General features: G+C 41.7%; 20 protein-coding genes and 1 tRNA gene. 14 read left to right on the top strand and 7 right to left on the bottom strand.

What is annotated here, in order from left to right; all coding sequences use genetic code 11:
• The first annotated feature begins 295 nt into the window (after positions 1 to 295).
• Genes LCM11_RS05275 through LCM11_RS05260 form a run of 4 tightly spaced genes read left to right on the top strand, consistent with a single transcriptional unit; the run spans position 296 to position 4,362 of the window.
• Entirely contained in the window at positions 296 to 1,399 is a 1,104-nt protein-coding gene (locus LCM11_RS05275; protein ID WP_224893202.1) for a DUF4047 domain-containing protein, read from the top strand.
• A 34-nt stretch (positions 1,400 to 1,433) separates the two neighbouring features.
• Positions 1,434 to 1,997, top strand: a complete 564-nt coding sequence (sipW, locus tag LCM11_RS05270) for a signal peptidase I SipW (protein ID WP_224893201.1) — start codon at positions 1,434 to 1,436, stop codon at positions 1,995 to 1,997.
• A gap of 60 nt (positions 1,998 to 2,057) precedes the next feature.
• The gene (locus LCM11_RS05265; protein ID WP_224893200.1) at positions 2,058 to 2,654 is read left to right on the top strand and encodes a CalY family protein; all 597 of its coding nucleotides are present in this window, start codon (positions 2,058 to 2,060) and stop codon (positions 2,652 to 2,654) included.
• Between the two features lie 43 nt (positions 2,655 to 2,697).
• Positions 2,698 to 4,362 carry a M4 family metallopeptidase gene (locus tag LCM11_RS05260; RefSeq protein ID WP_224893199.1) on the top strand — a complete coding sequence of 555 codons (1,665 nt, stop codon included), beginning with the start codon at positions 2,698 to 2,700 and terminating at the stop codon, positions 4,360 to 4,362.
• A 115-nt stretch (positions 4,363 to 4,477) separates the two neighbouring features.
• On the opposite strand, the gene LCM11_RS05255 is transcribed toward LCM11_RS05260, so the two are convergent.
• From LCM11_RS05255 to LCM11_RS05240, 4 genes are all read right to left on the bottom strand, one after another.
• The gene (locus tag LCM11_RS05255; protein WP_089752043.1) at positions 4,478 to 5,368 is read right to left on the bottom strand and encodes a manganese catalase family protein; all 891 of its coding nucleotides are present in this window, start codon (positions 5,366 to 5,368) and stop codon (positions 4,478 to 4,480) included.
• Positions 5,369 to 5,380: 12 nt separating this feature from the next.
• Complete coding sequence (locus LCM11_RS05250; RefSeq protein ID WP_051005589.1) at positions 5,381 to 5,602, bottom strand: YuzF family protein; 222 nt, start codon at positions 5,600 to 5,602, stop codon at positions 5,381 to 5,383.
• Between the two features lie 388 nt (positions 5,603 to 5,990).
• Positions 5,991 to 7,595 carry a glycoside hydrolase family 43 protein gene (locus LCM11_RS05245; protein WP_224893198.1) on the bottom strand — a complete coding sequence of 535 codons (1,605 nt, stop codon included), beginning with the start codon at positions 7,593 to 7,595 and terminating at the stop codon, positions 5,991 to 5,993.
• Positions 7,596 to 7,618: 23 nt separating this feature from the next.
• A complete protein-coding gene (locus tag LCM11_RS05240; protein ID WP_224893197.1) occupies positions 7,619 to 8,821 on the bottom strand; it encodes an ROK family transcriptional regulator in 1,203 nt (400 codons plus the stop codon).
• Positions 8,822 to 8,972: 151 nt separating this feature from the next.
• Between LCM11_RS05240 and LCM11_RS05235 the strand changes: the two genes are divergently transcribed.
• The 3 genes from LCM11_RS05235 (at position 8,973) to LCM11_RS05225 (ending at position 12,076) form a co-directional block, all read left to right on the top strand.
• On the top strand, positions 8,973 to 10,271 hold the full coding sequence (locus tag LCM11_RS05235; RefSeq protein WP_224893196.1) for an extracellular solute-binding protein: 1,299 nt from the start codon (positions 8,973 to 8,975) through the stop codon (positions 10,269 to 10,271).
• A gap of 90 nt (positions 10,272 to 10,361) precedes the next feature.
• Positions 10,362 to 11,240, top strand: coding sequence for a carbohydrate ABC transporter permease (locus LCM11_RS05230; protein WP_224893195.1), 879 nt, complete (start codon positions 10,362 to 10,364; stop codon positions 11,238 to 11,240).
• Between the two features lie 14 nt (positions 11,241 to 11,254).
• The gene (locus LCM11_RS05225) at positions 11,255 to 12,076 is read left to right on the top strand and encodes a carbohydrate ABC transporter permease (RefSeq protein ID WP_224893194.1); all 822 of its coding nucleotides are present in this window, start codon (positions 11,255 to 11,257) and stop codon (positions 12,074 to 12,076) included.
• A gap of 45 nt (positions 12,077 to 12,121) precedes the next feature.
• Here LCM11_RS05225 and LCM11_RS05220 read toward each other — a convergent pair whose 3' ends face one another.
• The gene (locus tag LCM11_RS05220) at positions 12,122 to 12,736 is read right to left on the bottom strand and encodes a YesL family protein (RefSeq protein WP_224893193.1); all 615 of its coding nucleotides are present in this window, start codon (positions 12,734 to 12,736) and stop codon (positions 12,122 to 12,124) included.
• 127 nt (positions 12,737 to 12,863) lie between these two features.
• Between LCM11_RS05220 and xylA the strand changes: the two genes are divergently transcribed.
• The 3 genes from xylA to LCM11_RS05205 are packed head-to-tail and all read left to right on the top strand — an operon-like array spanning position 12,864 to position 16,699.
• Positions 12,864 to 14,192: a xylose isomerase gene (xylA, locus tag LCM11_RS05215; protein ID WP_224893192.1), complete on the top strand. Its 1,329-nt coding sequence runs from the start codon at positions 12,864 to 12,866 to the stop codon at positions 14,190 to 14,192.
• 2 nt (positions 14,193 to 14,194) lie between these two features.
• Positions 14,195 to 15,694 carry a xylulokinase gene (gene xylB / locus LCM11_RS05210; RefSeq protein ID WP_224893191.1) on the top strand — a complete coding sequence of 500 codons (1,500 nt, stop codon included), beginning with the start codon at positions 14,195 to 14,197 and terminating at the stop codon, positions 15,692 to 15,694.
• A 21-nt stretch (positions 15,695 to 15,715) separates the two neighbouring features.
• Positions 15,716 to 16,699 carry an aldo/keto reductase gene (locus LCM11_RS05205; RefSeq protein WP_224893190.1) on the top strand — a complete coding sequence of 328 codons (984 nt, stop codon included), beginning with the start codon at positions 15,716 to 15,718 and terminating at the stop codon, positions 16,697 to 16,699.
• 39 nt (positions 16,700 to 16,738) lie between these two features.
• Here LCM11_RS05205 and LCM11_RS05200 read toward each other — a convergent pair whose 3' ends face one another.
• The gene (locus tag LCM11_RS05200) at positions 16,739 to 17,764 is read right to left on the bottom strand and encodes an aldose epimerase family protein (protein ID WP_224893189.1); all 1,026 of its coding nucleotides are present in this window, start codon (positions 17,762 to 17,764) and stop codon (positions 16,739 to 16,741) included.
• A gap of 200 nt (positions 17,765 to 17,964) precedes the next feature.
• Entirely contained in the window at positions 17,965 to 18,186 is a 222-nt protein-coding gene (locus LCM11_RS05195; RefSeq protein ID WP_224893188.1) for a hypothetical protein, read from the bottom strand.
• 242 nt (positions 18,187 to 18,428) lie between these two features.
• Here LCM11_RS05195 and LCM11_RS05190 point away from each other — a divergent pair.
• The 4 genes from LCM11_RS05190 to LCM11_RS05175 all read left to right on the top strand — a co-directional run bounded on the left by LCM11_RS05190 (position 18,429) and on the right by LCM11_RS05175 (position 22,808).
• Positions 18,429 to 18,501 (top strand) — tRNA-Ala (locus tag LCM11_RS05190).
• Between the two features lie 808 nt (positions 18,502 to 19,309).
• Complete coding sequence (locus LCM11_RS05185) at positions 19,310 to 20,065, top strand: YveK family protein (protein WP_224893187.1); 756 nt, start codon at positions 19,310 to 19,312, stop codon at positions 20,063 to 20,065.
• On the top strand, positions 20,037 to 20,693 hold the full coding sequence (locus LCM11_RS05180) for a CpsD/CapB family tyrosine-protein kinase (RefSeq protein WP_224893186.1): 657 nt from the start codon (positions 20,037 to 20,039) through the stop codon (positions 20,691 to 20,693). The genes LCM11_RS05185 and LCM11_RS05180 overlap by 29 nt, the downstream gene beginning before the upstream one ends.
• 285 nt (positions 20,694 to 20,978) lie before the next feature.
• Positions 20,979 to 22,808: a polysaccharide biosynthesis protein gene (locus tag LCM11_RS05175; protein WP_224893185.1), complete on the top strand. Its 1,830-nt coding sequence runs from the start codon at positions 20,979 to 20,981 to the stop codon at positions 22,806 to 22,808.
• Positions 22,809 to 22,814: the final 6 nt, after the last annotated feature.

Here is a 22,814-nt window from a genome sequence, read left to right as displayed (position 1 = left end):
CCTGGTGATGGAACAAGACGGGCTGTTTCCGTAGACGCCTTCATCGACTTTGGGCAACGGTCCCATTTTACCTCAAATCGAGTCTTACAGTAACCGGCCCTTTAATGGATGAAGTGGTTGGTTATATATCAACATCAACTTGTAATTAAAAGATATAGAGGATCTAGTACCTTTGGTGTACATCTTCTAGTAATTCTAAAGGTATATAAAAATACGCTGAATGGATAATGTTAAGAATATTCAAAATATAAGATGATAGATACAAGATAAACACGCAAGTAGAAAGGATGATTTTATGAAGCCCTGGCATCTGCGTGTAATTACATTCATTATTGTTCCTCTTTTCACTCTAAGCCTTGTCGTATCATTATTCTCGCAGTTAGTCACAGGTACGGAGGCCGCTTTTGTTTCTGAAGAAAAGGAGCGGATGACGATTTCCACAGCCTCTCTTTTTCCCAGCGAAGTAGAAGAAAGAGTAGCAGAATTACAAGATATTTATGAGCATATCCACTCTCTTTACGTTCCCCTCTTAGAAGAAGACAAAGATGTAAAGAAACTCACAGAGGGTCGTTCTGAACTCAAAAAGAGCATGGAAGAGTTTGATGCTTTACATAAAAAATTACTTAATTTACTTAACGATCATAAGAAGGAAGGTCTTCCTTTTGTTAGAGAGGGACTGGAGGAAGTAGAGAAAGTGGTGTCCCGCTATCAAAAAGTGGACATAGAACTAGCTGATAAAAGAATAGAAGAGAAGAAGAAAGCAGAAGCAAAAGAAAAACGTGAATTGCAGCAAGAAAAACAAGAGAAACAAAATGAGCAAAAAGAGGATGAAAAAGACATAGAAGAAAAGAATGAAGACCAACCAGAAAAAGATGTAGATGAAGCAAAAGAAAAAGAGCAGACTCCTGCCCAAAAAGAAGACAAAAAAGAAACAGAAAAAAAGAATTCTGAACAAGAAGATAAAAGTCAAGCAGAAAAAGACACAGATGAACGAAAAGAAAAAAAACAAAACCCTATACAAAGTGAAGAGAAAAAAGAGATAGAAGAAAAAAATGCAGAACCAGACGAAAAAAATAGGACAGAAAAAGACAAAGTGGAACCAGAAGAAAATGCTCGGGAAAAGCCTGGAGATGAGGAAGAAGGTAAATCTAAAAATAAAATGGAAACGGATTCAATTAGTTCCAAGAAGGATAGAAAATCCAGCGATTTAGAGTCTTCTAAACTGGAAAGCAACAAAGAAATAGAGCAGGATAAGCCTTCAGGAAAAGAAGAAACAGAAAAGCCCACTGAAAAATCCACGCCTGAAGATCATGAAGGTATAAAGAAAGAAAAAGAAGCAGAAGGAGAAAAAGATCCTGCCGAAGTTAAAGAAGAACACGAATCAGATGCAAAAGATTGAAAGTCAAATCAAAAGAAATCAGGAGGTTTTCACCATGAAAACGATGTTGCAAGTTTGTAAGAAAATCATATCCACGTTGACCATTCTAGTTATTCTTACTCTAGCGGTAGTGGTTATAGCCGTAAAGGCCAGTGGAGGAGAACCGACCATTTTAGGCTATCAATTTAAAACGGTTCTATCTGGTTCCATGGAGCCGACGTTCCAAACAGGTTCGATTATAACCATTAAATTAACGGAAAAAGACCAACAGTATGCAAAAGGTGATGTGCTTACCTTTATTGATAAAAATGAAAACCTTGTAACTCACAGGGTTACGGAAGTAAAAAAGGCGAATAATGAAACTCTTTATACAACTCAAGGGGACAATAATGATGGAGCTGATCTTGATCCAGTACTATCTGAAAATGTGGTGGGACACTATACAGGCTTCACGATCCCTTATCTGGGTCACATAGTAAATTATGCGGGTTCTAAATCCGGGGCAGCCCTGCTATTGTTTGTGCCCGGAATTCTATTATTTATCTATGGCGGTATCACTTTTAGAAAAGCCGTCAATGACTTTAAAAAACAACATGAAACAGCCTCAACGAATCAATAAGTGTTCCACTTCTTATGTTTTCAATACATAAGAGTTCACTAATAAAAAGGAGGAGATGGAATGAGTTTTTTTAAGAAAGTAAGTGCTGGAGTGGTGACTGCGTCCTTAGGGCTATCATTAATGGGAGGAGGAACTTATGCATACTTCAGCGACACCGAAACGACCAATAATACGTTTGGAATGGGGACGTTAGATGTGTCGGTGGATCCTGAAGTGATTGTGGATGTGAATGACCTGAAGCCGGGAGACACGGTACTTAAAGAATTTAAATTAGGTAACGAAGGCACTCTCGATATCAAATCTATCAGCCTATTAACGGATTATAGTGTGATTGACGCTGAAGGTGATAATGGAAGCAAGGATTTAGGAGATCATATCCGCGTGAATTTCTTGTGGAACTGGGATAAAGAAAGTGAGCCTGTTTTCGAAACGACCTTAAGTGAACTTCAGAACATGGATCCTGATACCGTAGCGAAAGACGTATTCGATCCGCTTTGGGAGCAACGTGGAGGCTTAGATGTAGGCGATGAAGATACTCTGTGGGTTCAATTTGAATTTGTTGATAATGGTGAAGACCAAAACGCGTTTCAAGGTGACGACCTGAATCTTACTTGGAAATTCCAAGCAAACCAAACCGATGGTGAAGATTACGAGTGATCAGAGTGAGTTACTAATCTTGAATTAACAGGAGGGTAATTGGATGAAGAAAAAAGTAGTTTCATCGACACTTGCGCTAACTTTAGCTCTAAGCGGTCTTGGTATTGGGGCCAGCACTATCCATGCAGACGATTCAAAATTAAAAATGAATGAAAAGTATGGTACACCATCGTATATTATTGAAAACTGGGAGATGCCAAAGTTTTCATCCCTGACTAAGCAGACGCATACCGTAGAAGATATTGCTTTGTCTTATCTTAACTATCAAAAAGATAAGTTCAAACTAAAAGGAAGCAGTAACGAGAATTTCAAAGTCCTCGATACTCAAAAAGATCAAAAAGCGGGTACTTCCCACGTGCGTTTAACCGAGCAATATAAAGGAGTTCCTATATACGGAGCTCATCAGACTGTTACCTTGAATGAGGAGGAAGAAGTAAAAGCCTTCTTTGGAAAGGTGGTACCGAATATGGATGAAAAGGGAATAGACACAAACGCTGAAATTACAGGAGATCAAGCAATCGAAACAGCCAAAGCTTCTATTGAAAAGGAAATCGGAGAGGTAGAGGCTTATGATGCTCCGCCTTCCAGTGAGCTTTTCATTTACGAGTTTGATGGAAAGTTTCAACTTACCTATTTAGTAAAGGCTTCAACCTCAGATCCTGAACCAGGTTACTTCCATTACTTCATCGATGCTAAAACGGGTGACGTCGTTGACGACTACAATGCGATTGATCACGTAAAAGCATTTGGAAAAGGGGTCCTTGGAAATAAAGAAATGTTTGAAGTGACATTTCAAGAGGGAGATTACTACATGTTTGACGAGACCCGGGGAGACGGAGTTCATACATTTGATGCACTCAATATGGAACCCGGATGGTTTAACCTATTTTCTCAATTGCTCGGTTACCATGGAGAAGAAGTCACGAGCGGTCATAAATACTTTGGTGATGCGGCTGCAGTGGATGCTCATAAGAACGCAGGGATCGTTTATGACTATTTTAAAGACACCTTTAATCGAGATTCCTATGATGACAATGGAGCGCGCATGATTTCCTCCGTTCACGTAGGTGAAAACTGGAATAATGCCGCTTGGAACGGCGTGCAAATGATGTATGGCGATGGGGACGGTGAAACTTTTATTCCGTTATCAGGAGCCGTCGATGTTATTGGTCATGAGTTGACCCACGCTGTTACCGATCGTTCGGCTGATCTTGTATATCAGGATGAACCTGGTGCTTTAAATGAATCGCTGTCTGACATTTTAGGGGCTATGGTAGATCGGGATGATTGGTGGATGGGAGAAGATATCTACACGCCAGGAAAAGAAGGCGATGGTCTACGTTCCCTGAAAGATCCATCCCAGGTGCCTCATCCATTTTATCCTGACAGGGGCTATCCGGATCATTACAGTGAATTGTACACCGGAGAGTTAGATAATGGTGGCGTCCATATTAATTCAAGTATTAATAATAAGGCTGCTTATCTAGTCTCGGAAGGCGGAACTCATTATGATGTGGAGGTAGAAGGGGTAGGAAGAGCGGCAACTGAACAAATCTACTATCGTGCTTTAACGAAATATCTAACGGCGACTTCAGACTTCAGTATGATGAGACAAGCCGCTATCCAGTCAGCTGTTGACCTCTATGGGGAAAATTCAATGGAAGTAAGTGCTGTTATGCAGGCTTATGATGCAGTTGGAGTAGAATAACTCAGATAAGAAGCTCTTTCAGACGAAAGAGCTTCTTTTTATATCTTTAAATGGATGTTTATAGTATCCTGCATGAGAGGTCAGACCGCAGAAAGTGTTTTGCATAAAGGAGAGGTTATAAGTTTTCCATCAGCTTCTTGGCGATGCGTTCATAATCGTCCCGGTCAATTCCCGGTGCGAATTCTTCGGGAAGATCATCCAGGTCAGGAATGGGGGCGCCTTTAGGTGTTCCTTGAATCACCTGTAATGGAGCGCCACTTTCCGGATTAGTTCCTTTCCAGATCTGATTAATATCCTGATAATCCGTATCGCTCCATGTATAGAGTATGTTGTCCAGTCCCTGTTCAATAAACGGGCGGGCATAGTCAAACTTAGAGTTGTCCAAATCGGGAACAGGAAGCATTTTTTTTACATCAACACCAGTCGCGATCTCAAGGGCTTTCGCATAAGCGAGCGCATGAGTGCCGCCTCGGACTAATAAGTATCCAATCATCTCACGGGCCGTTGGATGATCTGTCATTTCATATACGCGCATCTTATGTGTCCGGGCTCCAAGCTCCAGGAAAAAGTTATGCAGTAAATCTAAAACCAGATTTCCGCTGTTAAAAACGTTGTCACCAGTCCACGCTCTGCCCATCGAATCGCCTGGAAGAGCCGTCTGCGCGGTTGCAATAAACTGATAGGTATTGCGTTTATTGAGGCCATTCTGCAAAGGTGCAATATCAGGGTCTCCTGTAAACGTGATCCCGCGTGTTAATAAATTAATGGAATTGTTTACGAGTTCTACATGACCGAATTCTTCCGCGGTAATGCTTGCCACTAGATCATAGAAGGGTTTGAATTTCTTTTTGTTACGAAAACCGAAGGACTGATACATGTAATTGTTCAATGTGGACATTTCTCCGAATTTGCCGCCAAGCAATTCCTGTACGGCAGCGGCCGCATTAGCATCTCCATGCTCAGGAATCGTCAGGGCAATCTGCATACGATTGATGCGCTTAAACATAGCATCCTCCTTTTATCTTTGATCAGGGAAGACCCAGACAATCTGTTGCGTTCGAATGAAAAAAGGGGTTCCACTTACTTCAACCACGATGTGGTCCGGCATCACCGTTTTCAGCATTCCTCTCACAGAACCCTGAGTGGTCTGTACAACGACCGGTCTCCCCTGGATGGACATGAGTGTCTGGTATACATACGGATCGATCGCTGAATTCATCGACACGTTCTGGGAATTCATTGGTTCATCTCCTTTACAGGTAGTCTCATTGATGTATATGTAAGAGGATGGCAAATAATAGGTGTCCTGTTTAAGAATTTTTGTAATGAAAATAGGTAAAAAATAGGTATCCATAAGAAAGACAGCTTATCCATGTGGATAAGCTGTCTTTCTTACTGTTTCTTATAAATAAGCTCTTTTAAGATTTATTGTTGATAAGAGTTGTTACGCAATAGGACCGGTTACTGTAAGACTCCGTTTCGATATATTTTAGGTCCGTTGCTGATAGAGAGAGGGGCTGGCTACGGAAAGCGGAAATCATCCCCTGAAGGACTGTCCTCCCAACCTAAATATCTCGAAATCAGGTCTTCAACAAACGGGAGCTTAACTTTAATATGGATACTGAGATTTAACAGGGCCTGTAAATAAAATAATCAAAATCGGCAGGCTTGCTGCGGCCGGATAAATCCTGGCACTGCATACCTACAAAAGCTCCCGTAAAGAAACCGCCTCCGTCCACGTAATCATCTGATAGTTTATAAGATTCAAAGGTCAGCGGAATGTCCTGCCATTTCTCACCATCAAAGGAATAGGAATAATAGTAAAAATTGTCTCTCACTTCAGATCTTAAGTAAATGGAATCATCTGAATCAGGAATGGAAATTGGCTCCTTCAAAGGCTGATCAAAGGTAAAGTTATCACATGTAGTCACATCGAGGACTTTTCCTTTTTCCTCATCCCAACTGATTTGCAGGGCAGTCCAGTTCCTGGTGTTGTAATAATTCACAAGTCCTGCTGCTTGCTGAAAGGATTCAGGTTCGAAATCAACTTTGGTTTCCGCTGTGAACTGAAAATGCTGCCAGCGGCGGGCGACAAAAGCTTGAGTAAACGGAGAAGTAAGCGACTCTTTACCGTACAGGCGCAGATGTCCTGGGTTTTCTTCAAGAGAAAGTATGTCCTTCCCAAGCGGAATGCGCAGCGATTGAAAATGATGATTCAATTCCTTGCTATCAAAATCATCCTTCTCATCGTAATCCTGTCCCCACGAGTGTTCGTCAATGGAGGGTCCTTTAATGGAGAGAGAGGGCTGGTTTCCACCTACTACATAAGGCCAGTCGTTACTCCATTCCAAGCGTTGAATGGCTGTCTCTCGGCCAAGCGGGCAGTATCCGCGTGGCTGGAGCAATGGTTTGTTTTCCGGTGTGAGTGGACGGCCAGTTAAGTGGACAAGGAACCATTCGTTTGTATGCGTTTTCACTAAGGATGCGTGTCCAGCCTTTTGAAGTGGATTTCTTGGATACGGCCACGTCGTGATCAGCGGATTGTCAGGGTGCACTTCATAAGGACCTTCCAGATTTTCAGAGCGGGCGATGGTCGCCTGATGTTCAAATTTCGTACCACCTTCAGCTGTCAGCAAGTAATAATAACCATTCAGCTTGTAAAGATGAGGAGCTTCGGTTAGCTTAACATCGGTTCCTTTAAAGATCATCTGTGGTTTGCCGATAAGCTTCTGTTCGCCATGATCATATTCCTGGAGCACTATGCCATAAAAGTTATGGTTTCTGATGCGGTGATCCCACACCATGTTAACTAAGTATTTTTTTCCGTCTTCATCGTGAAACAGGGAAGGATCAAAGCCTGAACTGTTCAAGTGGATAGGATCGGACCATTGGCCGTCTATTGTATCGCAGGTGACTAGATAGTTGTGACAATCCTTCCACTGTCCATCCACTACTTTTACATCGGTATAGATAAGCCAGAATTGCCCGTCCTCATAGGAAAGAGCAGGAGCCCATATACCACCAGAATCGGGATTGCCCCTCATATTTAACTGATTCAAGCGGTTTAATGGACGTGAAATAAGTCGCCAGTTTTTTAAATCCTTGGAGTGGTAAATCCCAACGCCGGGAAACCACTCAAAGGTTGAGACTGCGATATAATAATCCTCGCCGGCCCGGCAGATGCTCGGGTCCGGGTTAAATCCAGTTAAGATCGGGTTTTGAATAGTTGACATAGTAACATCACCTCTGTAATAAATTATTTATTCATCAGCTTATAGGCAGGAGCATGGTGAATATCGACTTTAAGGAAATTTTCAAAGGAAAAAGCTGCCACTCCAAGCGCTGTGGCATGAGTGTGTAGTTCCGAAAAGCTTACATTTAAATCATCCTTCTGAAACCATAGAGCGTTGTTTTTTGTTTTTTCAAGAAGCGGCTGTTCAATCCATTGTTTTGCTGCAGCGAGACGGTTCCCAATAATAACTTTTTCCGGATTGAAAGAGTTGATGATATTCGTAATGCCGACTCCCAGATAAGCTCCAATTGTACGGAAGGATTGAATTGGCTCCATGTCTCCGGTGTTTGCCAATTCAATCATTTCTGCTAAAGTATCCTGATCTTCAGAAAAGCCGAGCTTCTTCCCATAGGCCATCAAGGCCTGTTCGGAGGCGTATAATTCCCAACAGCCGTTATTACCACAGCGGCATTTATCTCCATTAACTTCAATGGTCATATGGCCCATCTCTCCGGAAAATCCGTTATTGCCTCTGTACAATTTACCGTTAAGTACGAGTCCGACACCGATTCCTACGCCGACACTTACGTAGATGATGTCCTTTCCGTCTTTGCCGGCTCCAAATTTCTTCTCTCCATAAGCACCTGCGTTAGCTTCATTCTCAATGATCACCGGGCATTCGTATTTTTCTTCAAGCGGCTGTTTAAGCTCGACATTCTGCCAGCCAAGGTTCGGGGCAAGCAGCACCTTGCCATCCTTATTAACCGCACCCGGAACGCCGATTCCAATACCTACAATTCCATAGGGGCTTGGAGGAGCGGCAGCAGTTAAATGATCAATAATTTTACACAGTTCTTCATTGATATGCTCATAGGAAAGCTGGTGAAAATTCATGGATGTCTCTTCACAAATGTTTCCTTCTAAGTCTGTCAGGATGCCAAGAAGATAGTTGACTCCGATATCAATACCAATGCAGTATCCCGCATGCTGATTGAATAATAGCATTACCGGACGCCTGCCGCCGCTTGATTCTCCCGGGCCTTTTTCATAAATTAAATCCTCATTTAACAGTTCACTGACCTGAGAGGAGACTGTACCTTTGTTAAGGCCTGTATTATTGGCAATTTCAGCTCGGGAAATGGGGGCTTGATTCATGATGGTTTCTAATACTAAGGACTTGTTTCCGTTTTTAATGGTGTACTGATTCCAAGTATTCAGCTTTTTCATTTCGCATCCATCCACTTCTTAAAAAAGTTTCCTCAATTATAGCACGAACCACATTGTTTATCCACTAGACAAACTAAGTTTCGTCTGGTACATTGTAATTAACATTCGAAAAGGATGTAAAAATTCTGAATTTATAGGGGGCAAAATTTAGATGAAAAAGAAAGCGGTTACATTGTTCTTGGCGATTACATCGCTCGTTTTGGTTCTTGTCGGCTGCAGCGGAGGAGCGGATGAGGGAAGTGCCAGTCAGGATGAAAAAACAATTGAATTTATGCACTTATGGCCCGAAGGAAGTTCAGCTCAGCATCACAAGATAATTGAGGATATTGTAGCTGATTTTGAGAGTAATAATGAAGGCGTAAACGTCGAAGTTGAAGTTTTAAGCAACGAACAGTACAAAGATAAGATGAAAGTTTTATCTACATCAAATGAATTACCGGATGTAGGGATGACCTGGGCAGCTGGATATTTAGAACCTTATGTAGAAGGTAATAAATTTGCTTCCTTAGATGACGTGCTGGAGGGTGGTCTACAGGATTCCTTCGTATCAGGCACAACGGAAGCCTATGCAATAGATGGAACAACGTATGGTCTTCCACTTGAATTAAACGTTGCTCCTATCTATTACAATAAATCCATTTTTGAGGAAAACGGATTAGAAGTTCCGCAAACGTATGAAGAGTTCAAGCAGGTAGTGGCGACTCTTGAAGAGAATGGAGTGGAACCAATTGCTTTAGGTAACAAAGACCGCTGGACTGGGTCTCTATGGTATATGTATTTTGCTGACCGCATCGGCGGCCCAGAGGCCCTAACCGAAGCTATTGATGGAAACGGTTCCTTTGAAGAGCCTGCGTTTGTAGAAGCAGCGGCTAAAATTCAGGAACTAGCTGATATGAATGCCTTCAACGCAGGTTATAACGGTCTTTCTGACCAGGAAGCTAAAAGTATGTTTATGAGCGGCCAGGCAGCCATGTACATGATCGGCACGTGGGATCTGCCGAACTATACTACGAATGAAGATGTCCCGCAGGATTTCAGAGACTCTGTCGGATACTTCAAGTTCCCAACTGTTAATGGTCAGGGCGACCAAAGCAGTTTTGTAGGCGGTCCTGGTGTTGGGTTGTTTGTAGCTGAAAATTCTGATGTGAAAGCAGAAGCGAAAGATTTTGTTTCATTCTTTGTAGAGCAATGGGGTGAAAGATCCGTGCAAGATGCAGGCGTGATTCCGGCAACTAAAGTAGATGCCGAGTCTATGGATCTTCCACAAATGTACGTCGATGTTTTGAATGACTTAAATAATGCAAGCAACATCACCCTGTTTGCAGATGTACAGATGAGCCCTGATGCAGCAGAAGTTCATTTAAATCAAATTCAAGCATTATTCGGCGGGGAAATTACACCAGAAGAATTCGCAGAAGCCCACCAGGAAGCCATGTCGAGCGAAGAATAGAGTGATAGATAAGACGACTAGTTAATTTAGAAAAGGAGATGCTACAGCTGGTACTCCTTTTCTACCCCATCAGGGGAGGAGGTAAGGTCAGTGAATAAAGTAATGTCCAACAAATGGATGATCGCCTTCTATGTTCTGCCAGCCTTGATCCTTGTCGGAATCCTTATTTTTATTCCGTTAGGATTATCGGCCTACTACGGTCTGATGGATTGGAACGGCATTGGCGACATGGAATTCATCGGAATGGAAAATTATATAACCGCGGTACAGGATATGAAATTCTGGGATAGTGCGTTTCACTCATTTCTATTAGCATTTTTCTCAACATTAAGCTTAATCGTATATTTGGCTATATCTATGATTCTGGCATCCAAAATCAAAGGAGCCGATCTGTTAAGAAAAATATACTTAATTCCTATGCTTTTGTCCTCGGTGGCTATTGCCCAGTTGTGGATTAAAGTCTTTAACCCATCGAACGGAATATTAAACAAGATGCTGATGGGCTTAGGAGTAGATAACCCACCAGCCTGGCTTGCCAATCCGGATATTGTCCTTTATGCGATTTTTATCCCGATTTTATGGCAGTACGCCGGTTTTTACATTCTGATTTACTATGCAGCTTTGAAGAACATCCCGGAATCGCTGATTGAAGCGGCGAAGATTGACGGGGCTTCACCTTTACAGATTGCCTACCGTATCAAACTTCCTCTGATAGCAGGGGTTGTAAAAGTGACCATCGTTCTTGCAATTGTAGGCTCATTAAAATACTTCGATCTGATCTACGTCATGACCGGAGGAGGGCCGAATGGGGCCAGTGAAGTTATGGCATCCTACATGTATAAACTGGCCTTCAGTACCAATGATTTCGGATATGGAAGTGCGATTGGTTTCTTGCTGCTTGTCATTACACTCATTGTCACCGTCATTGTTCGTAAATTAACGGCGGACAAAGAAGAACTTCAATATTAAAAGGAGGTTACCCCATGAATCGCCTCGGCTATATCTTCCTTTATTTATGTTTAGGACTGGTAGCTGTATTTCAGATTTTGCCGATTGTCTGGCTCTTCTTATTTTCGTTAAAAGGAAACCGTGAGATATTTGCTGGATCTCCATTTGCGCTGCCGCAGGAATGGAAGTGGGAAAATTACTTAACGGTATGGGAGGGTGGAATCGGTACCTATTTCTTTAACAGCGTCTGGATTACGGTAGTTGCGATTATTCTTACCTCGCTGCTCGCGAGTATGGCAACGTTTGCGATCACAAGGATGCAGTGGAAACTAAGCAGTTTAGTGCTTGGATTATTTATGGTCGGACTCATGATCCCAATTCATTCCGCCATTATTCCACTTTTTAATATGTTTTTAAATGTGAATTTGATAGATAACCCGTGGTCCATTGTCATTACCTATACGGCATACAACCTGCCGATTACCATGATGATTTTACTAGGGTTTTACTATACATTGCCGCGTGAAATTGAAGAAGCCGCTATTATCGATGGATGCTCGATTCACCGGCTGTTCTTTCGGATTATCCTGCCGATGACGACACCGGTTTTATCAACCATTGTCATCATCAACATGATCTACAACTGGAACGAGTTTGTGTTTGTAAACACCTTCATAAGTTCCGATCAATACAAGACCTTGACAGTAGGAATCCAGAACTTTATCGGTCAGTACATGACAGATTGGGGAGCGATAGGAGCTACCCTTATTATTAGTCTCCTGCCGATTCTATTAGCCTTTATTTTCTTCAGTAACAAAGTAGTAGAAGGCATCTCATCGAGTGCTGTTAAAGGGTAATTTTAAAAAAAGCCTCATCTGCTGATGAGACGAGGCACAGGCTGGTCACGCTGATTTTTGACGGTCAATTCTGCGAAAAGCATGGAGGCTTAGCCACATGGTGATAAAGGTATAAAGGCTTCCGCCGAATAAGAAAGCAAGTGCCGGAAGCGACCGGAACACCAGTATTAGTGAAGCGAGGCTCACTAGAATGAGAAAGCTTTGAACGGGGCTGATCAGCATAATTAAAAAGGTGTTTTTTAAGATAGCTGGAATCTTAAGGTCATAATGTACGAACACGGGAAACAAATAAAACAAGAATAATAGAAATATGAACATGAAAGCGAATAATGGAATATATGTCCAGGTAACGCCTTCTGACATGGAGCGGATATAGTAAATATCCAAGCTTATGAGAAGAAGCAGACCCAGTACAACAAGACCTAAGAGATTGCTTTTCCAAAATTCAGCTTTGAAATATATCCAAAATGCAGAAAAAAGATTCCGATCGGTTTTCCCGTTTAACCAGTCTCGTACGATGGCGAACATTGCAGTAGTAGAAGGGAAGAGCCCAAAAACGACTGCTCCTGCTATAGTAAATAAAATCCACAAGAGGTGGAGATAGGCGAGCCGGCTAATCCAAATCATGATTCGATAAAGTGCGCCGCTGAATAAATTCATCATAGACCCTCCGGAAATTGTTTTAGGAGATATGTCTCATTATACAAAAAGAATTAGTGGCGTAAAGGAAAAATATTTGAATATAACCAAAAATAGAACAGTTTATTATTTTTAGGAGGTTACTATAATGGCTTATTTTAACAATATCGATAAAATTAAATACGAAGGATCTCAGTCAACAAATCCATACGCATTTAAGTTCTACAATCCGGAAGAAACGGTTAACGGTCAGACGATGGAGGAATATCTTCGATTCGGGGTGGCCTACTGGCATACATTTACGGAGGATCTATCTGATCCATTTGGTGTAGGTACCGCGCAGCGTCCGTGGGATCGATACGAAGGGATGGACCTAGCGAAAGCAAGAGTAGAAGCGGCATTTGAGTTCTTTGAAAAACTGAATGTTCCTTACTTCTGCTTCCACGATGTCGATATCGCTCCAGAAGGAAACAGTTTACGAGAGTCGAACGAAAATCTGGACACCATTGTCAGTATGATCAAGGATTATATGAAAGACAGCAAAACGAAGCTGCTCTGGAATACCGTAAATAATTTCACCCACCCGCGCTTTGTTCACGGTGCAGCTTCATCCAGTGAAGCAGATGTATTTGCGTATGCGGCTGCAAAAGTGAAGAAGGGACTTGAAGTTGGAAAAGAACTCGGTTCAGAAAACTATGTATTCTGGGGCGGACGCGAAGGTTATGAAACGCTGCTGAATACGGATATGAAGCTCGAACTTGATAACCTCGGCCGCTTCTACCATATGGCGGTGAACTATGCGAAGGAGATCGGATTCGATGCTCAGTTCTTAATTGAGCCGAAGCCGAAAGAGCCAACTACGCATCAATACGATTTCGACGTAGCTTCCGGGTATGCATTTTTGCAAAAGTATGATCTTCAGGATCACTTTAAATTCAACATTGAAGCTAACCACGCCACACTTGCCGGGCACACGTTCGAGCATGAACTACATTATGCCCGCATCAACAATGTGCTGGGGTCAGTGGATGCCAACCAGGGCCATCCACTGTTAGGATGGGACACCGATGAGTTCCCAACAGACATTTACTCCACGACACTTGCCATGTATGAAATTATTAAAAATGGCGGACTGGGACGCGGAGGATTGAACTTTGATGCCAAAGTACGCCGCGGTTCCTTTAAGCCGGAAGACTTATTCCATGCTCACATCGCTGGGATGGACAGTTTTGCCGCCGGATTAAAGGTAGCTCAAAGACTGCTTGAAGATCGAGTACTTGAAGGAATGGTCGAGGAACGATATAGCAGCTACACGGAGGGAATTGGTAAGGATATTGTGAATGGCACTACAGATTTCCATAAACTTGAGCAACATGCACTTGGATTAAAAGGTTTCTCCCAACCATCAGGACGATTGGAAAGCATTAAAGCGGTCATCAATCAGTACATGCTTAAAACTTTTGCAGGAGACAAGTAAGTATGTCTCATGTTATCGGAATCGATTTAGGTACAAGTGCAGTTAAGCTACTGTTGATGGACCGTGGGGGAAGGATTGTCCAGGAGGTTTCAAAGCCGTATCCATTGATTCAGGAAAGCCACGGCTATAGTGAACAGGACCCGCATGCCTGGGTGGAACAGACGGTCGCAGGGCTGTCTGAACTGATGGACCATTTCCCGGGCAATGCTGAAGATATTGAAGGTATCAGTTTTTCCGGACAAATGCATGGACTTGTGCTGCTGGATGAGAACAACGAGGTGCTGCGCAATGCGATCCTGTGGAACGATACACGAACAACGGCTGAATGTGAGGAAATTTATGATGTCGTCGGCAATGACCGACTGCTTGAGATTACCAAAAACCCTGCTCTGGAAGGCTTCACTCTTCCTAAGTTGTTGTGGGTAAAGAAGCACGAGCCGGATCTCTACTCAAAAGCTAAAACGTTCGTGCTGCCAAAGGATTATCTGCGCTATAAGCTGACCGGAGAACTGCATATGGATTATTCAGATGCATCTGGAACTCTCCTGCTGGATATTCATACGAACAAGTGGAGCGAAGACTTATGCCGGACCTTAGAGATTGATTCTGATCTTTGCCCGCCGCTTGTTGGGTCTTATGAGCAGACAGGAACGCTTCTGCCGGAGATGGCAAGCATCACGGGTCTTTCAGCTTCCACCCGCGTGTTTGCCGGAGGAGCTGATAATGCGTGCGGAGCCATCGGATCAGGCATTTTAGAGGAAGGAAAAACTTTGTGCAGTATAGGTACTTCGGGTGTTGTGCTCTCTTATGAATCCAGTCATGACAAAGAGTTTGGCGGAAAGGTTCATTACTTTAATCATGGCGCCCCAGATGCTTACTACACAATGGGCGTGACGCTTGCTGCAGGTTACAGCCTCAGCTGGTTCAAAGAAGTCTTTGCAAAAGAAGAATCCTTTGAGGCTCTTGTAGCGGAAGTAGACTCCGTTCCACCCGGTGCTAATGGATTAATGTTCACCCCGTATATATCCGGGGAGCGGACTCCGCATGCAGACGCATCGATCCGTGCTAGCTTTATCGGGATGGACAGTTCTCATCAGCGGAAGGATTTCGTCCGTGCCGTGATGGAGGGGATTACCTTTTCCTTGCATGAATCGATCCATATGTTCCGTAATAATGGGAAAACGATTGATACGATTGTTTCTACCGGAGGAGGAACTAAAAATGAACACTGGCTGCAAATGCAGGCCGATATATTTAATGCAGATATTGTGAAGCTATCGAGTGAACAAGGTCCGGGAGTCGGGGCTGCCATGCTTGCTGCTTACGGCTGCGGCTGGTTCGATTCCCTGAAGCAATGTGCGGATGAATTCTTGCAAATTGAAAAGACCTTTTCGCCGAATGAAGAAAATGTCCAGACTTATGAGGAACTTTTTGGAATTTATCGGCATGTTTATGAGCAAACAAGGGAATTAAATACACAATTGCTCCCTTACCGAAAGTAAGAGGGGAAGGAGGAATACTTTATGAAATATAATCGTTTAGGGAATACAGACCTTGAAATTAGTGAACTGAGCTTTGGAACATGGGCGATTGGCGGTGCCTGGGGAGAAACGAACGATGAAGATGCGCTTGCGGCACTTGAAACAGCCATGGAGAGCGGAGTTAACTTTTTTGATACAGCGGACGTGTATGGCATGGGGCACAGTGAAGAACTGCTTGCGCAGGCAACGAAAGGAAAAGAGAAAGAAATCTATATTGCAACGAAATTCGGACGCCAGGGGGACTTTACCGATCCAGCGAACTATACGCCGGAGCAGGTAAGACAGTATGCTGAGGACAGCCTGAAGCGCCTCAATCGTGATCAGATTGATTTGTACCAGATCCACTGTCCAACTTTTGAAATAATAAAGGATGGCTCTGTATTTGATGTATTGGAGGATTTAAAAGCAGAAGGAAAAATTCGTTACTACGGAGTCAGCGTTGAGACGGTGGAGGAAGGGCTGTATGTGCTTGAGCACACAAACGCAAGCTCTCTGCAGATTATCTTCAATATCTTCAGGCAGAAACCGCTCGATGAATTGATACCAAAAGCGCGTGAAAAGCAGGTAGGGATCCTTGCACGTGTACCGCTAGCAAGCGGGCTTCTGACAGGGAAGTTCAATAAACAGCATGTTTTCGAAGAAGATGACCACCGCAACTTTAACCAAAACGGGGAAGCATTCAATGTTGGTGAAACCTTTGCGGGTCTTGAATTCTCGAAAGGTGTAGAATTGAGTGAAGAGCTTCAGTGGATGATCAAAGGCCGCGGAAATATGAGCCGGGCGGCGCTGAAGTGGATTATGCAGCAGGACGGCATTACAAGTGTCATTCCAGGGTTTCGTAATGTGGGTCAAGTAGAGGATAATCTGAAGGCGCTCGAAGCCAGGGATTTCTCAAACGAAGAGCTTCAGCAATTAAAAGAGTTTTATAACGAGCAGGTGCACGATCATATTCGCGGAGTTTATTAATAACGAAGAAAGCCAGGAGGAAGGCCTCCTGGCTTATTTTTATTGGGTTTTAAAAGAAAAAGTGGTGCGTTTATGGTAAGGTTCGTCCCCATTTAAAACAATAGATGGGAATCCATCATGATGAAGCGATGCCGGGGAACTTTGGGTTTCCATACATAAACCTAAATACTTTTCAGCAGATCTTTCTGCCAACAGAAAGCTGTCATCCAGGTTGTTTGAGGTATACATGACCATGCCAGGTTGATTGGTAGTAATCTCGAGCGTACGGCCGCTTGTTGGTTCTTCAACGTGGACCTGTCCATCTTCCAGAATAAAATAATGATCAAACCCGTCTTTAGCGATTTTGTTCTGAGGATGAGGGGTAACCATCCCTTCCACCAGGTCTTTTCCTTCCCGGAAATCAAAAGGTGTGTCATCGACGTCCAGCCATTTTCCAGTGGGAATCAGCTTATCGTCCAATTCGACAAATCGCGGACTGTTAAAGGTAAGATGATGATTATGCAACGTCCTTTTATAATTCCCGCTTAAATTAAAGTAAGAGTGGTTCGTTAATGTCAGAACCGTTGTTTCATCACTTTCCGCTTGATAGTCCACTACCAATTCGTTGTCGTTTGTTAACGTATAAGTCACGGTGACCTCAAGATTGCCAGGGTACGCGTCTTCTTCTTTTGAAACATTCAAAGAGAGCGTAAGACCGATCTGGTTCTCGCTTTCAAATGGAGTGACCTCCCATATCTTTTGATGAAATCCATTCGCACCGCCATGGAGGTGGTTAGGACCTTCATTGGCGTCCAGATCGAAAGTTTGTCCTTCTAATGTAAAAGAAGATCCCTCGATCCGTCCGGCCACTCGTCCGATTAGCGCGCCAAAATAATTAGGATCCTCTTTATAGTCTTCTAAATTCTTGTAGCCAAGGACTACATTTTCAAGTGTTCCGTCCTGATCCGGTACGAGCAGCTCTGTAATAATCCCGCCGTAGTTCAAAACGCTGAGCTTCATGCCGTGATCGTTCGTCAGGGCGTATTTTGTCCAGCTGTTGCTGACTTCTTTCGTCGTAATCTCCATGTTGTATGTACCTCCGTGTAAAAAGCGAAGCAAAGTATCCGCCTATTCTATAATTTCTATAGTCTTCTTTAGTTTATCAGACATTTCTAAGTATTTCGCTTTAACGGATAAGGTTCATATAGAAAAAAGTGAATAAATAAAGAAGTTCGGGACCATTTAGGCTCCTGCAGTCTATCGCATCCTGCTAGGAGGAGTAAACTTTACGATGACTCTTCAATTTTATCCAGCATATGATGAAAGGCTAAAGGGTCTTCAAAATCTTCTGCTGTCCAATTTTCATGAATCCATTGTTTTAATTCTTCCGGTGAATTGAACACCTCTCCACTAGTATCTTCTTTCCGTATGGTATATCGTCCGTTATCGGGATCAATCGTAATGATACAGGGATAGGCCCCATTTTTTCCGCGCAGCGTGAATTCCATTGTGAAATCATCCTTTTTTTAAAGTTATTGTAACCTGGAAGACCATCTTCATACCAATTGTCTATGACATCGTATTTCTTAAGAAAATGAACAGCAGGTTACCTTGAAAAACTGAAATGGAGGTTAGAAATATGGAGGAATATTCCGTAAAAAACCCTTGCGAAGAACTGGTGGTATCAGCTATAATAATATTTGTCGGATTAATCGGCACGAAGGTGCTGGATCGGCAAATTTAATTCTATGGGGCATTAGCTCAGCTGGGAGAGCGCAACACTGGCAGTGTTGAGGTCAGCGGTTCGAGCCCGCTATGCTCCACTACATGTTACATGTCAGTATTTGATTGTAAAGTTTTAAAGAGAGACTGATAAATTCGCTTCTTACGACTTTACACACTAAGCCCACTTTTCTTTTGAGTAAGTAAACTCATTGGAAAGGTGGGCTTTTTTGGTTATTAAGTATGCCATTATAGAATTTATCGTTGAAAGATGAATACCAGATTATTTTGCTGAACCCCTTCAGAGCTTACGAGATGATCTTTTAAACTTTAAGAACTCGTGCTGACTAAAAAATTCACATTAATTCTTTACAAAGAACAATAATTGACATACTTAAAAGAGGGATATATGATGGAAATGTTCTTTATAAAGAAATGGAGTGATTTGATAACTATGATAAGTGGAAAGTAAAGACTTGAGGATTAAAGAATAGTAGAGATTTGGCAAGTGAAATAATGGCGGGAGTCAAGAAATCAGTAATTTCACCTATAGATAGTTAGAACATCCTAAAAGGTGGACGATTAAAACAAAGAATGTCTTTTTTTTACTGGCGCTCTAAAGATGGTGAGTTATTTTCAACAAATATTACATTTTCAATTGAAAAGCAACTGTAAAATTAAAGTTTAAATACTCGTTTTTAGAAAGAATTTAAGAGATTAGGTAAGTAATATTCCTGTGATTCATCAAGTTTAGCGAAAATTGTTAAAATCAGGTTGACAAGTTCTTAATAAAGAACTAAAGTATAGATATTAGCTAAATCAATCGTCCTAACAAATGGGGCATTTTTTTATAACTTTCCGTTCGTTATATAGAATAAAATAGAATCTAAAATCCAAAAGGTGGTTCTTATGAATATTAAAAGACAAAAGAACTTTATAGATGATGGAAGAAGCAGTGACATTAACTTAAAAGAATATTTTGATGTTATCAAAAGAAGAGCTTGGATTATTATAGTCCTCATGCTTCTAACCACATCAGCTGGGATAGCTTATACTCATTTAAACAATACATTACTTTATCAAACATCTACAAGAATTATCCTAGAAACTGAAGACAAAGACATGAACACACTCATGGTTATGATCAAAGATCCCATTATAATGGATGAAGTTAAAAAACTGCTGAATCTGGAAATTTCGGACGAAGAGCTTGCCTCAAAGATCACTGTAGACAGACTCGATGAATCTCAAGTAGTCTTAATTTCTGTAACTGATACAAGCCCTGAGCGAGCTGCGAACATCGCGAACTCTACTGCACAAGTTTATAAAAAAAAGATTGGAGACATTTTATCATTTGAGGAAGTACAACTACTTTCTGAAGCAAAGTTGAACCCAATGCCTATCAATGAAAATCAAAGCCGTAATCTTGTTGCAGCAGCAGTATTTGGATTGATTGTAGGAGTTGGAATCGTTTTTTTATTAGATACACTTGATGGCACAATCCGCTCTCGACATGAGATTGAAGAATACTTGGATATTCCTGTTATTGGATCCGTTTCGACTATGAATAGAAGGAACACGATCACTAACAAAAAGAAAAAACAATCATCCAACGTGGAAGCCAGGGGGGAGAAAATTGATATTAAGCAAAATCAGACAAGCTAAAAAAAGAAGAAATCTAATTACTTATACTAACCCAGATTCCGTGGTATCTGACCAGTTTCGAACGATTCGAACGAATATGAAATTTCTAACAGATAATCGTAATAGCCATAACTTTTTGCTCACTTCTCCGAACAATCAGGAAGGTACTTCGACAACTGGAGCTAACTTGGCTGTATCGATGGCTTTCTTAAGAGATAAGATTCTCCTCATTGACGCAAATTTAAGAAGTCCTTATCAACATGTCATTTTTAAGACTGATAATGAAATCGGACTAAACAATATAATCGCGGGTCAAACAACCTTCAAGCAGGCTGTATATAAAACGGGTATAGGTAATCTTGATTTGTTAACCAGTGGTTCTAGTATGATGAACCCTACTGAAGTCATTAGTGATGAAAAAATGGTTGAATTATTAAAAGAAGTGAGCAGTACTTACGATATTGTTTTGGTTGATTCCCCATCTGTACTTCAATCTACTGAAACAAGGGTGTTGGCTCACCACTGCGATGGAGTTGTGCTTATCATCAATAAAGGAAAAACGGATTTACAAAAAGCAGCTGAAGCAAAAAGCATCTTAGATCTTGCACATGCTGATATCGTAGGGGCTATCTTAAATGATAGAAAGTAATATTTTTTTATTCGCTTGTTCTTTATAAAGAAGTTATTTTCTCAATATAGGTTTCAGGCGATGTCTCCTTGCCTGTATCAATGGAGGCACTCGGCCATGCTGTGGGTTGTCATAATAAGCAACCTTAGACGCGAGTCGTCGTTGGTGTGGCGTGAGGGAGGGTTGAATGCCCATTAATTTTAAATTTTTATGAAGAGGGATCATTTGAACCCTTTTCATAAAAGTTTGGAAATTATACATAATTTGATAGCAGCTAGAACAATTAGGTAAGAGAGGGGAGAATGTATGACCTATCGACAGAGATTGTCCTTATTTATATTTATAGATTCTTGCATTATTATAACAGCGGTTTTATTTAGCCGAATGCTTGTTAATTCGAACTTTTATAACTTTACACCACTTATGATCAGTACCATCGGATTATTAGCTGGTCACCTGTTTTTTTCGTTTCTATTGAATCTGTATAAGAAAGCATGGGAGTATGCAAGCATTGGGGAACTAATTATCATTCTTAAAACGGTTACCTATTCAATAATGTCTACCGCTGCTATTCAATTTATTACCTTACAAGCCGTCTATTTGAGAGCCCTTGCAATTATTTGGATGATTAATTTGCTTGTTATCGGCGGGTCACGCTTCTTATGGAGAATTTACAGAGATAACTACCTCGTTCAAAGCAATACGAAAAAAAGGACTCTAATCATTGGGGCGGGTTCTGCAGGAATCATGGTAGTCAGACAACTACAGAGAAGTGAAGATACAGATTTGTGTCCTGTAGCTTTCGTAGATGATAGTCCGATAAAGCATCATCTGGATATTTTAGGTATTCCTGTAGTAGGTGGCGTGAGTGAAATTGAGAAGTATGTTGACCAATTGGATATCGAAAATATCATCATCGCTATTCCATCACTGAACAGAGAAGGAATTCAACATATATTCCAGGAATGCGCAAAAACAGAAGCAAAAACGCAGATCCTTCCGATGCTTGAAGATCTCGTTACGGGTAAAGTTTCCGTAACACAGTTAAGAGATGTGAAAGTGGAGGACTTATTAGGAAGAGCACCTGTTGATTTGGATATTGATCAAATATCTGACTATGTGAAGGGTCAAATCGTTTTAGTCACAGGAGCAGGTGGTTCAATTGGATCAGAGATCTGCAGGCAAATAGCGAGGTTTGGACCTGAAGAATTAATCTTACTTGGTCATGGTGAAAATAGTATCCATGCAATAGAAACCGAGCTAAGAGAAAAGTTTTCAGAGAATGGAATTAAGATTACTACGGAAATTGCAGATATCCAAGATGGAGATAAAATGGATAAGATATTTAACTATTATTCACCCGAGGTGGTTTACCACGCAGCTGCTCATAAACATGTCCCTCTTATGGAACGCAATCCAGAAGAAGCAGTGAAAAATAATATGATTGGCACCTATAATGTGGCTAAAGCGGCAAGGCGGAGCAACACGGGAACATTCGTCATGATTTCCTCAGACAAAGCCGTTAATCCCACCAGTGTAATGGGAGCCACTAAACGATTATCAGAAATGATTATCCAAAGTATGAATGGATATGGTAATACGAAATTTGTAGCGGTGAGATTTGGGAATGTGCTGGGAAGTCGAGGTAGTGTGGTTCCGATCTTTACAAAACAAATTGCTAAAGGCGGGCCCGTCAAAGTGACCCATCCTGAAATGATTCGTTACTTTATGACGATCCCTGAAGCATCAAGTCTTGTTATCCAAGCAGGTGCTCTAACCCAGGGAGGCGAGATATTTGTTTTAGACATGGGGGCTCCGGTGAAAATTGTTGACTTAGCCAGAAACCTTATCAAACTTTCTGGTTACACCTTGGAAGATATTAAGATTGAATTCAGCGGTATAAGGCCAGGAGAGAAATTATATGAAGAGTTATTGAAGGATGACGAAGTTCATGAAAATCAAGTCTACCCGAAGATTTACTTAGGAAAAACGGCAGACTTATATATCGATGATATACAGGAAATTATCAATAGTTATGATAAATGGGACAAAGAATTTTTAAGAGAGCAGTTATTAAGTCTAGCCAACAATAAAGGGCTCATTCGCTCAAATGAAGCTATATCTATAACAAGTTAGGCAAGG

The sequence above is a fragment of the Halobacillus halophilus genome, from assembly GCF_020171985.1.
Lineage (GTDB): Bacteria > Bacillota > Bacilli > Bacillales > Halobacillaceae > Halobacillus > Halobacillus halophilus_A.
This window is presented reverse-complemented; position numbering and strand designations above follow the sequence as displayed.

What these genes read in the sequence shown, in the direction of transcription:
- LCM11_RS05275 (WP_224893202.1), top strand. Translation starts at nt 296, where the DNA reads ATGAAGCCCTGGCATCTGCGTGTAATTACATTCATTATTGTTCCTCTT.
- sipW (WP_224893201.1), top strand. Translation starts at nt 1,434, where the DNA reads ATGAAAACGATGTTGCAAGTTTGTAAGAAAATCATATCCACGTTGACC.
- LCM11_RS05265 (WP_224893200.1), top strand. Translation starts at nt 2,058, where the DNA reads ATGAGTTTTTTTAAGAAAGTAAGTGCTGGAGTGGTGACTGCGTCCTTA.
- LCM11_RS05260 (WP_224893199.1), top strand. Translation starts at nt 2,698, where the DNA reads ATGAAGAAAAAAGTAGTTTCATCGACACTTGCGCTAACTTTAGCTCTA.
- LCM11_RS05255 (WP_089752043.1), bottom strand. Translation starts at nt 5,368, where the DNA reads ATGTTTAAGCGCATCAATCGTATGCAGATTGCCCTGACGATTCCTGAG.
- LCM11_RS05250 (WP_051005589.1), bottom strand. Translation starts at nt 5,602, where the DNA reads ATGAATTCCCAGAACGTGTCGATGAATTCAGCGATCGATCCGTATGTA.
- LCM11_RS05245 (WP_224893198.1), bottom strand. Translation starts at nt 7,595, where the DNA reads ATGTCAACTATTCAAAACCCGATCTTAACTGGATTTAACCCGGACCCG.
- LCM11_RS05240 (WP_224893197.1), bottom strand. Translation starts at nt 8,821, where the DNA reads ATGAAAAAGCTGAATACTTGGAATCAGTACACCATTAAAAACGGAAAC.
- LCM11_RS05235 (WP_224893196.1), top strand. Translation starts at nt 8,973, where the DNA reads ATGAAAAAGAAAGCGGTTACATTGTTCTTGGCGATTACATCGCTCGTT.
- LCM11_RS05225 (WP_224893194.1), top strand. Translation starts at nt 11,255, where the DNA reads ATGAATCGCCTCGGCTATATCTTCCTTTATTTATGTTTAGGACTGGTA.
- LCM11_RS05220 (WP_224893193.1), bottom strand. Translation starts at nt 12,736, where the DNA reads ATGAATTTATTCAGCGGCGCACTTTATCGAATCATGATTTGGATTAGC.
- xylA (WP_224893192.1), top strand. Translation starts at nt 12,864, where the DNA reads ATGGCTTATTTTAACAATATCGATAAAATTAAATACGAAGGATCTCAG.
- xylB (WP_224893191.1), top strand. Translation starts at nt 14,195, where the DNA reads ATGTCTCATGTTATCGGAATCGATTTAGGTACAAGTGCAGTTAAGCTA.
- LCM11_RS05205 (WP_224893190.1), top strand. Translation starts at nt 15,716, where the DNA reads ATGAAATATAATCGTTTAGGGAATACAGACCTTGAAATTAGTGAACTG.
- LCM11_RS05200 (WP_224893189.1), bottom strand. Translation starts at nt 17,764, where the DNA reads ATGGAGATTACGACGAAAGAAGTCAGCAACAGCTGGACAAAATACGCC.
- LCM11_RS05195 (WP_224893188.1), bottom strand. Translation starts at nt 18,186, where the DNA reads ATGGAATTCACGCTGCGCGGAAAAAATGGGGCCTATCCCTGTATCATT.
- LCM11_RS05185 (WP_224893187.1), top strand. Translation starts at nt 19,310, where the DNA reads ATGAATATTAAAAGACAAAAGAACTTTATAGATGATGGAAGAAGCAGT.
- LCM11_RS05175 (WP_224893185.1), top strand. Translation starts at nt 20,979, where the DNA reads ATGACCTATCGACAGAGATTGTCCTTATTTATATTTATAGATTCTTGC.